The organism is Desulfosporosinus sp. FKB (genome assembly GCF_002196705.1).
In the GTDB taxonomy this organism is placed as follows: domain Bacteria; phylum Bacillota; class Desulfitobacteriia; order Desulfitobacteriales; family Desulfitobacteriaceae; genus Desulfosporosinus.
Genome location: NZ_NADJ01000039.1, coordinates 86,522 through 100,883 on the forward strand (window position 1 = coordinate 86,522; position 14,362 = coordinate 100,883).

The 14,362-nt window shown below is 45.2% G+C and carries 9 protein-coding genes and 1 riboswitch; of the genes, 4 read left to right on the plus strand and 5 right to left on the minus strand.

Annotation, left to right across the window (positions count from 1 at the left end; all coding sequences use genetic code 11):
- Window positions 1-60 precede the first annotated feature (60 nt).
- A riboswitch (SAM riboswitch) is annotated at window positions 61-167 on the plus strand.
- 180 nt (window positions 168-347) lie between these two features.
- From B5Y67_RS19105 to B5Y67_RS19120, 3 genes are all read left to right on the plus strand, one after another.
- Window positions 348-1,637: a homocysteine synthase gene (locus B5Y67_RS19105; protein WP_088228010.1), complete on the plus strand. Its 1,290-nt coding sequence runs from the start codon at window positions 348-350 to the stop codon at window positions 1,635-1,637.
- Window positions 1,638-1,800: 163 nt separating this feature from the next.
- Entirely contained in the window at window positions 1,801-2,724 is a 924-nt protein-coding gene (gene metA / locus B5Y67_RS19110; RefSeq protein WP_088228011.1) for a homoserine O-succinyltransferase, read from the plus strand.
- Window positions 2,725-3,109: 385 nt separating this feature from the next.
- Complete coding sequence (locus B5Y67_RS19120) at window positions 3,110-4,591, plus strand: amino acid permease (protein WP_088228012.1); 1,482 nt, start codon at window positions 3,110-3,112, stop codon at window positions 4,589-4,591.
- Between the two features lie 192 nt (window positions 4,592-4,783).
- Here B5Y67_RS19120 and cooS read toward each other — a convergent pair whose 3' ends face one another.
- Entirely contained in the window at window positions 4,784-6,697 is a 1,914-nt protein-coding gene (gene cooS / locus B5Y67_RS19125; RefSeq protein WP_088228013.1) for an anaerobic carbon-monoxide dehydrogenase catalytic subunit, read from the minus strand.
- Between the two features lie 101 nt (window positions 6,698-6,798).
- On the opposite strand from cooS, the gene B5Y67_RS19130 reads away from it, so the two are divergent.
- Window positions 6,799-7,146, plus strand: a complete 348-nt coding sequence (locus B5Y67_RS19130) for a YggT family protein (protein ID WP_088228014.1) — start codon at window positions 6,799-6,801, stop codon at window positions 7,144-7,146.
- A gap of 294 nt (window positions 7,147-7,440) precedes the next feature.
- Here the strand turns inward: B5Y67_RS19130 and B5Y67_RS19135 are convergent, their stop codons facing one another.
- The 4 genes from B5Y67_RS19135 to B5Y67_RS19150 all read right to left on the minus strand — a co-directional run bounded on the left by B5Y67_RS19135 (window position 7,441) and on the right by B5Y67_RS19150 (window position 14,263).
- Window positions 7,441-8,784 (minus strand): acetyl-CoA hydrolase/transferase C-terminal domain-containing protein, encoded by a 1,344-nt coding sequence (locus B5Y67_RS19135; protein ID WP_088228015.1) that lies wholly within the window; start codon window positions 8,782-8,784, stop codon window positions 7,441-7,443.
- A gap of 81 nt (window positions 8,785-8,865) precedes the next feature.
- Complete coding sequence (locus tag B5Y67_RS19140; RefSeq protein WP_088228016.1) at window positions 8,866-10,023, minus strand: acetyl-CoA C-acyltransferase; 1,158 nt, start codon at window positions 10,021-10,023, stop codon at window positions 8,866-8,868.
- Window positions 10,024-10,034: 11 nt separating this feature from the next.
- Window positions 10,035-12,416 carry a 3-hydroxyacyl-CoA dehydrogenase/enoyl-CoA hydratase family protein gene (locus B5Y67_RS19145; RefSeq protein WP_088228017.1) on the minus strand — a complete coding sequence of 794 codons (2,382 nt, stop codon included), beginning with the start codon at window positions 12,414-12,416 and terminating at the stop codon, window positions 10,035-10,037.
- 32 nt (window positions 12,417-12,448) lie between these two features.
- Window positions 12,449-14,263, minus strand: coding sequence for an acyl-CoA dehydrogenase (locus tag B5Y67_RS19150; protein WP_088228018.1), 1,815 nt, complete (start codon window positions 14,261-14,263; stop codon window positions 12,449-12,451).
- Between the last annotated feature and the right edge of the window lie 99 nt (window positions 14,264-14,362).

Genomic DNA, 14,362 nt, shown 5'->3' on the forward strand with positions numbered 1-14,362 from the left:
CAGGGACTATAGTTTGTTTTATATTAGCTATATTATCTTGAAACCAAGTAAATATTGATTCTCTTATCAAGAGCGGCGGAGGGACTGGCCCTATGATGCCCGGCAACCGATAGTCTAAGCTATGAGGTGCCAATTCCAGCAGAACCTTAGGTTCTGAGAGATGAGAGCAGCGTGTTAAATACCTAACGATCGCTTCTCTGAAGCGATCGTTTTTTTATTATCAGCTGACTTAACCTCTCCTAATAACTGAATTTAAACTCGCGGTAAACAAAATCCTCACAATTACATTTTACAGACAGTCAGTTCACTAAAAGTGGCCGACTGCTGAGAAAAGGAGAGAAATTACAATGACTGAAAAACACCAATTTGGATTTGAAACACTTTCTTTACATGGAGGACAAAGCCCCGACTCTGCTACCAATTCGCGTGCCGTACCGATCTACCAAACCTCTTCCTTTGTTTTCAATGACACAGAACATGCTGCTAACCTCTTTTCCCTTAAAGAACCCGGCAACATCTATTCCCGAATTATGAATCCCACCCAAGATGTTTTCGAGCAGCGCCTTGCCCTCCTCGAAGGGGGCGTAGGTGCCCTGGCTACAGCCTCAGGACAAGCGGCCATTATGTACGCTATCCTAACCATTGCTCAAGCCGGAGATGAGATTGTCGCTTCAGGCTCGCTTTACGGCGGAACTTACACTTTGTTTGCCTATACCTTGGCTAAATTAGGGATTACAACTCATTTTGTCAACGGTGATAATCCGGAAGAATTCCGCTCTAAGATCACAGATCGAACCAAAGCTTTATATACTGAAACGATTGGCAATCCCCAAATTAATGTTGCCGATTTGTCTGAATTAGCCCGTATCGCTCATGAAAACAATCTTCCTCTCATTGTCGACAATACCTTTGCCTCTCCTTATTTATGCCGGCCTATTGAACACGGTGCAGATATTGTTGTTCATTCGGCTACTAAGTTTATCGGCGGGCACGGGACTTCCATCGGAGGAATCGTAGTTGATTCCGGCAACTTCAACTGGAGTAACGGTAAATTTTCCGGATTAAGCGAACCTGACCCCAGCTACCATGGAATTGTCTATACGGAAGCCTGCGGCAAAGCCGCCTATATTACTAAGGCTCGCGTGTCTCTATTGCGTGACACTGGAGCGGCCTTATCCCCTTTCAACTCCTTCTTATTTTTGCAAGGCTTAGAAACTCTTCCCCTCCGTATGGAACGACATATTGAAAACGCCCAAAGAATAGCGGAATTTCTGGACAACCATCAATTTGTCTCTTGGGTGAATTATCCCAGCCTGACAAACAGCCCCTATTATGCTCTTGCCCAAAAATATTTGCCCAAAGGTGCGGGTTCAATCTTCACCTTCGGAGTTAAAGGCGGGCTTCAGGAAGGGGAAACCTTCATCAATCATTTGCAGCTATTCTCCCATTTAGCTAACGTCGGAGATGCTAAATCCCTTGTCATCCACCCTGCAAGTACGACTCATCAACAACTTGATGAAGCATCCCAACGTGCTGCAGGTATCTCGCCGGATATGATCCGCCTCTCCATTGGTTTGGAAACGATTGACGACCTCCTCTATGATTTGGACCAGGCACTCAAGGCTAGTCAGAATTAATTCCTGAGAACTTACAGTGAACTTGTTCAGCTAAAGCTGAACAAGTAAGAGAACCTCCGAATATTACAAGAGAGAATCTTAGGCCACAACAATCATCAGTTGCTAAATTACAAGCAATACACTGCAAAATCATTGTCTTAATAGTTGAAACGGAGGTTTAGTAATGCCCATTAAAATACCGGAACATTTACCGGCTATGGAAATACTTAATCGAGAAAATATTTTCGTTATGGGAAACGAGCGTGCCTTTCACCAAGATATTCGCCCCTTAAAAATTGTGATTCTCAATCTTATGCCCCGCAAAGAAACCACAGAAACTCAGCTCTTAAGACTGCTCGGAAATTCTCCCTTGCAAGTTGAAATTATCCTCTTGCGAATTGAGAGCCATCATTCCAAAAACACCTCTCAAGAACACCTGGATTCTTTTTATAAAAGTTTCACTGCTATTAAAAACCATAACTATGATGGCATGATTATCACAGGGGCGCCTGTAGAACACTTGGACTTCGAAGAAGTTACCTACTGGAAAGACCTGCAGGAAATTATGGATTGGACAACAACTCACGTCACTTCCACGTTTCATATATGCTGGGGAGCGCAGGCCGGATTGTATCACCATTATGGTATCCCCAAATACCCTTTGCCGGAGAAAATGTTCGGTATCTTTAAACACGATGTCAATAGGAACACCCTTAACGGTATGCAGCTCCTGCGGGGATTTGATGACGAATTCTATGTTCCTCACTCCCGTCACACAGAAACCAAATGCAGTGACCTTGCTGAACATTCCGAACTGGAGATTTTATCTAAGTCCAGCGAAGCAGGCGTTTATATTGTTGTTTCCAAAGATAGACGTCAAGTCTTTGTCACCGGTCATTCTGAGTATGATACCTTAACCCTTAAAGAAGAATATGACCGTGATTTTGTCAAAGGTCTGCCGATAGCACTTCCCAAGAACTACTTTCCTGACGATGATCCCACAAAACTCCCTGTTCACAAATGGCGCTCACATACAAATTTACTATTCCAGAACTGGTTGAATTATTACGTCTACCAAGAAACCCCCTATGATCTTGGTGGTCGTTAAGAAGAAACAGTCAGTCAATCTTACAGCACACCCCACTATTGGATATCCAGTAGTTGAGGTGTGCTTTTCATTGTTCACATCATAGTTCTCCGAAAGCTGGGAAAGCTATTTCAAGAAATAATGAGGTGAGAATGATGAAAAAGATTACTGATCGGTTTTGTCTAGGATTGATATCAGGTTTTGGAGCGGCCGAATGGACATCTCTCTAAGGAGTTGCCTCCAGCCTCGGAGCTACAATGATCTTTCCCGTTAAACCCCGAGATGCAATTGGGGCGTATATTTCCCATCTTGTATTTGGCATGACTAAAATAACAATTGCAGTGAAGCTGGGGGATAGCCGTTTATTCAAGCCAAAAAATCTAACAATGGAAAGGAAGCAACAAATTTGACTTCGGAACAGGATAAATCTTCTAAAATGTCAGCATTTTCCTTAACCATGTTGGCTATGGGGAGTATTATCGGCGCAGGAATGTTTCTGGGAGTCGGCTTAACGATCAAACTCTCCGGTCCATCCATTATCCTTGCTTATGCCCTCATGGGAATCTTAATGTATTTTAACTTATCCTTTTTAGCCGAGCTTTCTTTGCTTGACCCAGAAAAAGGTTCATTTCAAACCTATGCTGCCAAGGCCTTTGGACCGGGAGTCGGGTTTGTTATCGGCTGGCTCTACTGGATCTCCGGAATCCTGGTCATGTCCAGTGAGGCCACTGCCGCAGCCATCTTTAGTGCTCTTTGGTTACCCGGAATTCCCCTTTGGGCCTTCATGCTCATTTATTCAGTTGTTCTGACGGTGGTCAATCTTGCTGATCCACGCGGGTTTGGCAAATTAGAATCAGGCCTGGCCATCATTAAAGTCATTGCTCTTATCGGCTTTATTCTCTTGGGAATTGCCCTTGCCTTTTTCCCTCTTTTCGGTACTGCTCCGGGTTGGCATAACATCAGCAACACTCCCTTTTTTGCCCAGGGTTTGTCTGGCTTCGCAGGTTCTCTTTTACTTGTATTTTATGCCTATTCGGGAACTTCAGTGGTCGGGTTAGCTATCTCAGAATCTTCCGATCCTGAAAAAACGGTCCCTAAGGTAGTTCTCTCTACCTCAGGGATAGTAGCTTCCTTCTATGTTATTTCTGTCCTGTTCCTGCTTTTGCTCCACCCCTGGACAACCTATAATGCCAGTACGAGCCCCTATGTCAGCGCTTTGCTGCCTTACAAAATTCCTATCGTCCAATCTCTTATGAACTTCGTCATTTTAACCGCCACTTTATCGGCAATGAGTGCCAGCATGTATGGAACATCGCGGATGTTAAATGCTCTGGCCCAGCAAAAAGAAGCGCCGAATTTTTTTAACAAGGTCACACCAAAGGCAGTTCCAAGACGTGCTCTGCTGTTCACAAACGCCTTTCTTGTTGCCATTGCCTTCCTCTCCTATATTATTCCTAACAAAATCTACTTGCTGGTAACTGGTGCCAGCGGCCTGCTCTCACTCGTTAATGTCTTAACCATTAGTCTTGCACATTGGCGTTTACGTCCAAAACTGCTAGAAAAACGGCAAGACTATAAAACCCATGTCCTCGGTTACCCAACAAGCAATTTTATTGTAACAGCGATTTTTGTAGGTGTTTTCTTCTCAGCTTTTGCAATTCCTGACCAAAGGGCTTCCTTCTTTTTAGGGCTTAGCTTGATCGCTGTTACAGCAGGCGTTTATTTTTTAGTCCGCCACAAGCTCGGAGCAAAATCTCAAGAGCCTAAAAATATGGCAGAGCACCATGAAACCCCAACTTCAGAGAATAGTTTACATACCCTAAAACATTTGGCTCAGGAAACAGAAAAACGAATATCCGAAGGATTAAGACCTAAGAATAGATCCTAATGGTCTTCATTATATTCCCACTTTTGCTTGCCTTACATTAAAGAAAGGCGTTTTCACTCCACTATACACTATGATAGTGACGTGAGAACGCCTTAGCTATTTACACTCATTTTGGGCTTTTATGGTTAAGTTTTCCACGGCCCCTTCATTCCAGCAAGCACTTAGAATATCATTAATTCAATTGTTGGGGAACTAACTCAAGCCTAACCCTTTTCGCTTGCTTATAATATGGGCTTCAATGTTATCGGCAACTTCCACAGGATCATCACCAAGAGCGATCTTTCCTCCCGTTAACCCTTCCACATCTTGAGTCAAGAGCTTCACTAGTTGAGGGGCCCCAGTCACAAAAGGAGTCGGGGACAGATGGGTATAGGTGCCATAGGCTACGGCAAAAACCCCGTCAATGGTAGCCTTTTGTTCCATCCACTCAGGGGCAGTTACGGCAATCGGTAATTGCGGCACATCCACATCAAGATGATCCGCCAAAGCTGTCACCAGCATGGAAATTCTGCCTGTATCCGTACAGGTTCCGAAGCTCAGGACAGGCGGGATCTTTAAGGAGCTGCATACTTCGCTTAACCCTTTACCGGCTATCGAGAGAGCATCAAGATTGCAGAGACCCGCTACTTCCAAGGCATGATTACCGCAGCCGCCGGCGACAACCAGGATATCCCGTTTGATCAATTCCTTGGTTAAATTCACCGTATTCCAGTCCTGAGGACCATTGCGCAGCGTTGAACAGTTGGCTAAAGCAACAACCCCTTTGATCTTCCCGGCAGCTATCACATCGACAAGCGGGTCAAGCTTATTGCCTAACGCTCCCAAAACGGCTTCCGTCGAAAATCCTGCGATAGCCTTTTGGGTGATCTTGGGAACCTTGGCGATAATCTTCCCATGACGTTTTTTAAAGTTTTCGATCCCCAAATTAATCAATTGATCTGCCATACTCTCTACTTCATTGGGATGATACGGAATTTTATGCTCAAGCCCCGGTACCCCGATGATCGTACTGACACTGACAAGAGTAACCTGATATTTTTCCGCATACATGTCAATGGCCGGCGGAGAGCAGTTTTCTTCCATAGCCATGACATCAACAGTACCCGTCGCCAGAAGAGGCTCTATTGCCAGCCAATTCCCCATCAAACCTACAAAAACGTCATCGACCGGGAACCTTTGGAGCAGCTCCTGGCCTGTTTCGATAGAACCTACAACTCTCAGGCCTTTAGCTCCGGCCGCTTTGGCCTTGGCTTGAATCTCCGGCAGCTTGGCCTTTTGGATGGTTGCTGCTCCTGCCCAGGGCTGATGACCATTAAAGACGATATTGACATACTCAGGGTCCATAATTCCCAGATCAACATTGACTTCATGAGGCTGGGGCGTGCCAAAGAGAATATCTTGAACCATTTCCAGCCCGATCTGGGAATTATAGATAGTAGATAACCCCAGTCTCAAAGCTTTTAGCGCCAAAGACGCATAATCTCCGTCAACATTCGTTAGACAACTCGCCACGCAGTTCTGTTCCTCATGAACAGTTCCCGCCGGATAGATATGTAGATCTCTCCAAACCTGTTTCCTTTTCTTCGGTGCAAAGGCTTCAACCATAAGATTTGGTTCTTCCGTGCCAATATTCATCTGATGGTTAAGCAGGTCAGCCAATTGAATAGCCAGCTGATTAACGTCTTGATTGACATTAATGCCAAGAGTCTGACACATCCACTTTAGCTTATTGACGTCGGTTATTTTAAAAGGAGTTTTACCTTCCCCGGTGGCCCGAAGAGTGCGAAAGGCCTCATAAGCATGGTGACTGTAGGTCCCTGCACCCATGATATTTTGCAGCAGTAATTTTCTCATAGCCATGGCATCTGGACCGATTCCGCATACGCCTTTGTCCTGACCGCTCTTCTCACTGATCCGGCAAGGTCCATTGGAACACTGCTGACAGCTAAGCCCCTGCAAACAGAAATTACAGCGGATTTTCTCCTGTTTAGCCCAACGGTCGAAAACGTTGGACATCCCGTCTTCTCGAATTCGGGGCAGCATTTCCTCAACGGAATCGTGATAACTTACCCGTCCTTCAGATCTCTCTAAGATTGTCTCAGTCATTATCTATCCTCCTTTTTAATTGCTATACAAAGTTTGCTCATCAAAATACCTAAATATGTACATGCTAGAAGATAAATGTAGTAACATAAGGAGGCATAAAAATGGAAGAAAGTACTTCTAAAAAAACCGGACCGGAACATCTTAAAGCCAAGCAAATTGTCTATTATGTTTTAGGGGTTCTCGAAGTCTTATTCACCTTTCGCCTTATCTTTAAACTTCTCGGTGCTAATCCCCTTAGCCCTTTTGTTTCTCTCATCTATGCAGTAACTCAAGTGTTCTTAGCACCTTTTTCCGGAATCTTTCCTTCAGCTGTCACAAAGGGTCTGGAAACCCAGTCAGTGCTGGAATCGTCAACCATTATTGCTATGATTGTCTATGCAGTTCTGGCCTGGGGAGTACTTAAACTGATTGATATCAGCCGTAATTCTCATAACGTTGGAAACCGTTAAGAACCTGTCAAGATCGAACATAGGGGCTTCGGTTGGAGACTCTATCCCCACCAAAGCAAGGTATGGGAACCACACCTACTTGTAGAAGAGGGAGTATTACGATTTGATAAAGAAAGGCGTAGCAAAACCTATGTTCACTACGCCCCTTTAAGGAAATTATAATTAAAATATTTACTATTTGAATTACTGATTGCCTAACTGTTTAAGAGATTCTAATGATTACAACAAGTACTGATAATTCAATTAGAAGTGATTGATCCAGGCTTCTATTCATATTCTGCTGATATTCCTGCTTTAAATCTCTTTATTGCTTCTTCTCCAGATATTTAATGCTTGTGCTTCACGGATTAAATCTTCACGGAAATCCGGATGGGCAAGGCTGATCAAACGTTCAGCCCGTTGCCAGGTCGTTTGCCCTTTGAGGTTAACAATGCCATACTCTGTGACAATATATTGAACCACAGGACGTGTATCTGTTACCACCGCTCCTGTTGTCAAAAGAGGATTAATCCGAGAATGCATTTTCCCTTTGGCATCGGTGTAGGTTGAGGCCATACATATAAAACTTCTGCCGCCTTTTGAATGATAAGCCGCATCAACAAAGTCTAATTGGCCACCGGCTCCGCTGATCATGCGCGGACCGATAGTTTCCGAACATACTTGACCAGAAAGATCGATTTCCAAAGCATTATTAATTGAAACCAAATTATCATTGCGGCTGGCAATATCCCGCTCATTGACATAGTCCACCGGATAACCTGCGACCTGGGGATTGTCATCAATAAAATCGTAAAGTTTTTGCGTTCCGGCAGCAAAGGTATAAACAATCCGACCGGGATCAACTTGTTTTTTTCGTCCGGAAATTCGGCCGGCTTCCACCAAATCCACAAAACTATCAACCAACATTTCTGTATGGACTCCTAAATCCTTCAAATCAGACTTAGCAATCAGCTGCCCTAAGGCATTAGGCATGGTACCGATTCCCAGCTGCAGACAATCACCGTCTCTAATATTCTCCAGAACGTATTTTGCTATTTGATGGTCAATTTCACCGGGATCTTCGGAGGGGACCTGAGGCATGCCGGTATGACCGCCTTCAACAATATAATCCACATCAGAAACATGAAGATAATGGCCATACCCTCCATGAGCGATTGGCATGTCTTCATTAACTTCCACAATAATAATTTTGGCTTTGCGCGCATTTGCCCAGTAATGGGAAATCGTCGGCCCTAAGTTAAAAAATCCGTGTTTATCCATAGGGCTGACTTGAATCATGGCAATGTCCATGCGCACATTCTCAAGAACATAGCGCGGAACTTCAGAATACTTGAGCGGAATATAATAGGCTCTCCCCATGTCATAATACTTCCGGTCGATAGCGCTAAAATGTGTACAATTCCAATTAAAATGCTCCCCTTTGGGATCAGCTTTCACAAAAGCATGGGGACGCATCGTAACTCCGCCCAATAGCTGAATATCTTGAAGTTCAGGGGCGCGTGCAGCTAAAGCCCGATCAAGAACAGGCAGTGTATTAGCTGCATAGGAGTAACCGATCCAATCACCGCTCTTAACAACACTTACCGCTTTTTCTGGGGAAACGAGCTTACTTTGATATTCTTTAACTGCTGCGGACATCTTCTTCCTCCTCATTCATTGAACTTCACTGGCAGCGCCCGCCAGAACCAGGAGGCAGGCGCTGTAAAAGAGGAATTTGCTTTACAGTAATTCGTAGATCCCTGCTGCGCCCATACCGCCGCCGATGCACATTGTGACCATTCCATACTTTTTCTTCCGTTTAATCATCTCATGAAGTAAGGTCGCAGTTAGCTTGGCCCCGGTGCAGCCCAGAGGATGCCCTAAAGCTATGGCACCGCCATTGGGATTTACTTTTTCCGGATCAATGTCCAGCGTCTTAATGACCGCCAGCGATTGAGAAGCAAAGGCTTCATTTAACTCAAAGATATCGATATCCTCCAGTTTTAAGCCCACTTGCTTAAGTACCTTAGGGATAGCCTTGATCGGGCCGATTCCCATCAGTTCAGGTTCTACCCCGGCAACCGCAAACCCGCGCCAAACGGCTAAAGGTTTTAAACCAAGAGTTTTCACTTTCTGTTCGGACATCAAAAGTGTCATTGCTGCCCCGTCACTCGTCTGGGAAGAGTTCCCTGCTGTGACTGAACCCCCGTTCTTAAAAGCGGGCCGGAGCTTAGCCAAAGTTTCTACTGTGGTCTCCGGACGAATACCCTCATCTTTAGTGAACCATTTCTCACCCGGTTTTCCCCAAGTCGGCAGAGGAATCGGAACAATCTCATCATCAAAGCGTCCGCTGCTTTGAGCAGCCCAAGCTTTTTGATGGCTTTGTGCCGCGAAAGCATCCTGCTGGTCCCGGGTGACTTCATACTTTTGGGCTACATTTTCTGCAGTCATCCCCATTGAGAGATATACTTCCGGGGCATTAGCAAGCATATAAGGATTTGGAGCCGGTTTACTTCCGCCCATGGGAACCAAAGACATACTCTCTGCTCCGCCTGCAAGCATTACATCCGCTTCACCCAAACGAATCCTGTCTGCCGCCATGGAAATCGCCTGTAACCCTGATGAACAAAAACGGTTGATGGTCACGCCCGGAACCTCAATGGGAAGACCTGCACGCCGGATCATAATTCTGGCCATATTCATCCCCTGCTCACCTTCCGGAAAAGAGCAGCCCAGGACAAGATCATCGATCTCCTCCCTATTAAGGTCAGGAATAGTCTGGAGAACATCTTGTATAACATAAGCTCCTAAATCATCCGGTCGAACCTGTGCTAAGGCACCCCTGGCCGATTTTCCAACCGCAGTGCGTTTCGCTTGTATGATGTACGCTTCTTGCATTGTTTTCCCCCCTAATTCCGTAATGGCTTGCCTTTAGTGAGCATATGGCGGATGCGATCTAAAGTCTTCGCTTCCCCAAGCAAACTTAAAAAGGCTTCACGTTCCAGATCTAAAAGATATTGCTCATCAACGAGCATACCTGCCGGACGATCTCCTCCGGTGATTGCATAAGCCAATTTATTGCCTAGATGCCGGTCATATTCGGAGATATAACGCCCTTCAAGCATTCCATACATTGCCAGTTCCAGAGTGCCGCGAACACCGGACCCCGCAATTCTCACCTTCGTCGGCAAATTAGGTCTGAAGTTAAGTGCTAGGTCAATGACCCGTGCTTTAGCATCCATAAGGATATGTTCCGGGTTCATGCTGTAACGATCGTGATCACGCAAAAAACCGAGTTGACGAGCCTTTTCAGCACTGGTAGAGACCTGAGCCATGGCTATCACTTCAAAACGTTTGGCAAAGAAATAGTCTGGAATAACCTGAACCCCCGGCAAAACTCCTTCCATCGCCCGTACAGCCATCTCTTTGGTTCCGCCTCCGGCAGGAATCAAACCGACTCCGACTTCGACAAGCCCTATATAGGTTTCAGAAGAAGCCTGAATAGCATGAGAGTGCAGACATATCTCCGCTCCGCCGCCAAGTGTCATACCGAAGGGAGCCGCTACGACAGGCTTTTTCGCAAATTTCAACGCCATTGTCGCATTCTGTAATTGACGAATGCCCTGGTCCAGATCCGACCAGTTGCCTTTCTCTGCTTCGCGTAGAATATCCACGAGATTAGCGCCCACGCAGAAATTCCTTCCCTGGTTGCCAATAACCATCCCTGCGTAATTTTTCTCAACCTCTTCTAATGACTTATAGATCATCTCCACAACATCTGTAGTGATAGAATTGTTCGGAGAATGAAATTCCAGGCAAGCGACCCCATCGTTCAAATCTATTAAGCTTGCACCAGCATTGCCCATAATAACTTTGCCTGTCTTGTAGGCTTGCTTCAGGGAGAAGGAATAACTGCTGACCGCTTTTTGACGATAGACGCCGTTGTCATAATAGGTGGTCTCTCCGGCTTCCGTTTTGCCATAGAAGCTCTCATATCCCTTCGAGAGCAGTTCTTCCACAATTACAGGCAATTTGCCTCCTTCAGCAACAACGCGGTCCGCCGTAGCTTTAACACCGAGAGCATCCCAAAGTTCAAATGGACCCATTTCCCAGTTATAGCCCCAGCGCATGCCTTCGTCGATACCGGTGATATCCTCGGCAATGTCTTTAACTAAATTAGCGGCATAGAGAAGCGTTGGTTTTAAAACATTCCAGGCAAACTCGGAACCGGCATCATCCCCGCTGACTAATGTACGCAGCTTCTCGGACAGGTTTCTTGCCGCTTTTGCTTTTTCCAGACAAGGAAACGACACTTTTTTGGGCGTGCCATAGGTCATGGCTCTGATATCTAAAACTTCTTTACCTTGAGGGCCTCTGGATTTTTTATAAAAGCCTTGCTTTGTTTTATCGCCTAACCAGCCGTTTTTCTGCATCGTGAAGATAAACTCAGGTAAAACGAAGTCATTCTTCTCCTCGGGAACACCATTGGCAACATTATTATTGGAATGAATAAAGACATCCAGACCAACGAGATCGATCAAACGGAAGGAAGCGCTCTTTGGTCTTCCCATAACGGGGCCTGTTAAAGCATCCACTTCTTCAACAGTTAGTCCTAAACGAAGCATCTCTTTCAGCAATACAGGTGAGCCGATGGTTCCAATGCGATTAGCTATGAAATTAGGTGTGTCTTTACACATAACCACACCTTTACCCAAAATACGCTCGCCAAACTCTTTCAGATAGGCAATCACAGGGGGTTCGGTATTGGGCCCAGGAATAATCTCTAAAAGTTTCATATATCTCGGTGGGTTAAAGAAATGGGTGCCGCAGAAATATCGTGTAAAGCTTTCCTGAAGTCCTTCCACCATGTCTTTAAGTGAAATTCCTGAGGTGTTTGACGTGACAATCGTCCCCGGACGAACAACAGCAGCTATCTTCTTGAAGAGATCCTTCTTAACATCGAGCCGTTCTACGACAACCTCGATAACCCAATCAACCTCACTTAAGCGTCCTAAATCATCGCTTATATTGCCTGCCTCAATTCGTTCTGCAAACTCCGGAACCAGGAGCGGGGCAGGATTCATCTTCAGCAGTTTGGCTTTATTTTGTTCTGCAATACTATTTCTGACCTTTTTGTCCTTAAGGGTTAAACCAGCCGCTTCTTCCTTGGCCGAAAGCTTTGACGGGACAATATCCAACAACAGACTTGGTATCCCGGCATTGGCTAAATGGGCAGCGATAGTGCTTCCCATCACGCCTGACCCGATTACCGCAACTTTATAAATCTGCATTTATATCCTCCTCTCATTTCCGTTAGCTAACTTTAAAAGGCTGCTTCTGGGATATCCATAGCCGAAGTATCAGCTTCCTTAATAATTCGTACTGTCGCTGCCACGTCGGGCACGATGTTAAGAACGTAAAATTTCGCCGACTGTATTTTTCCATTATAGAAGGCCTGATCACCAGTTCCTTGAGCAAGCTTTTCTTGAGCTACTAGTGCTTGCTGCATTAACAAGCATCCTCCATATAGTTCAGCCGTAATTCGCAAAATTCTCGTGCTATAGAGTGGAACCAGCCTGATATCTTCCTTGAAATAACCCAGCATGGTGCCCACAAGATCTTGATAAGCCATTAACGCTTTTCCTAAAACTGCAAATTCGTGGGCAAAGGTACTATGATTTTGGTTGGTCTGTACAAATGCCGCCAATTCCATCATCCACTCTTTAAAAATATTGCCATTGTCCAGTCTCCACTTACGGCCTACAAGATCCATGGATTGTATGAAATTAGTACCTTCCCAAATCGAATAAATCTTTACATCCCTGGCTTGACGCGCAATAGGATATTCTTCGGTATAGCCATAGCCGCCTAAGACTTGAATGGCTTCGGTAATCATCAGCCACCCTTGATCTGAGCAGTATGCCTTAATCAAAGGCGTAATAACTTCAATCGAACGTTTAGCTTTACGGATATCCTCAGGATCATCCCCATGTTGGATTAAATCCAGATAATAATAGCCCTTAAAGATCATGGCCCGCATAGCTTCCAAGGTCGCCTTCTGAGTTAATAACATACGCCGAATATCTTCATGTTGAATGATAGGGACACGATCGCCTTTGGGATTGGTAATGGGACGCCCCTGAATGCGCTCTCTGGCATAATTAACGGCATTGTTATAGGCTACTGTCGCCACAGCCAGAGCACTATGCCCGGTATCCATCCGAGATCCATTGATCATCATGAACATTTGCGCCATACCTTGGCCAACCCCTTTTTCATCAGGAGCACTGCCCAGCAGAATGCCTCGGCAATGGCCTTCTTCGCCAAAACTGAGTACTGCTGTTGCCGAACCTTTAAGACCCATTTTATGTTCGATCCCCACGGTAGCGACGTCATTGGGGTCACCTAAACTTCCGTCTTCATTGACCCAAATTTTGGGAACGATAAATAGGGACAAGCCTTTGGTACCGGGAGCAGCTCCATCAACACGGGCCAGTACCAGATGAATTATGTTTTCTGTTAGATCATGGTCTCCTCCGGTAATAAAACATTTAGTGCCCTTAATTTTATAAACCAGAGGTTCGTCAGTGGGATAAGCTTTAGATGTCATATCCCCCACATCAGAACCGCCTCCGGGTTCAGTTAAGCACATTGTACCTTCCCAGACACCTGCAAACATTTTTGGGGTATAAAGGACGATTTGTTCCTTAGATCCGAAGGCCTTGATCACAGCCGCAATACCGCCGCTTAAGCCAATATAGGGGGACATGGACGGATTAGCGCCGATAATATATTCACGAACAGATTGATTAAGGATTTCCGGAAGGGCTCCCTCACCATCCACATCATTGTTGCTGGCGCCCCATCCGTTGTCATGGAGGAATCTGAAGGCCTTGTGAAACGATGGCGGAACCGTCACTTTCCCATCGTTAAATCTTGCCCCAATCGTATCGCCATCATCATTTGTGGGAGCTACCACGTCTTTACACACTTTCAGGGATTGATCGAGGATTCCATCGACATCCTCAATGGAGAGATAATCTCGATAGCGCTTTAAGCCTAGAATCTTTTTTCCGTCCAGCCACTCTTTGATAATAAATTTATGATCCTTATTGCTGTAAATAAAATTACTCGCCAAGAAACTCACCCTTTCCATAAAATAGTAGTACCATCAATGACTTCTGATATTGATCATCTTTTTTGATCAAGGCTTGGCTTTACACTTCCTTTTCTAAAA

What these genes read in the sequence shown, in the direction of transcription:
- B5Y67_RS19105 (WP_088228010.1), top strand. Translation starts at nt 348, where the DNA reads ATGACTGAAAAACACCAATTTGGATTTGAAACACTTTCTTTACATGGA.
- metA (WP_088228011.1), top strand. Translation starts at nt 1,801, where the DNA reads ATGCCCATTAAAATACCGGAACATTTACCGGCTATGGAAATACTTAAT.
- cooS (WP_088228013.1), bottom strand. Translation starts at nt 6,697, where the DNA reads ATGACTGAGACAATCTTAGAGAGATCTGAAGGACGGGTAAGTTATCAC.
- B5Y67_RS19130 (WP_088228014.1), top strand. Translation starts at nt 6,799, where the DNA reads ATGGAAGAAAGTACTTCTAAAAAAACCGGACCGGAACATCTTAAAGCC.
- B5Y67_RS19135 (WP_088228015.1), bottom strand. Translation starts at nt 8,784, where the DNA reads ATGTCCGCAGCAGTTAAAGAATATCAAAGTAAGCTCGTTTCCCCAGAA.
- B5Y67_RS19140 (WP_088228016.1), bottom strand. Translation starts at nt 10,023, where the DNA reads ATGCAAGAAGCGTACATCATACAAGCGAAACGCACTGCGGTTGGAAAA.
- B5Y67_RS19145 (WP_088228017.1), bottom strand. Translation starts at nt 12,416, where the DNA reads ATGCAGATTTATAAAGTTGCGGTAATCGGGTCAGGCGTGATGGGAAGC.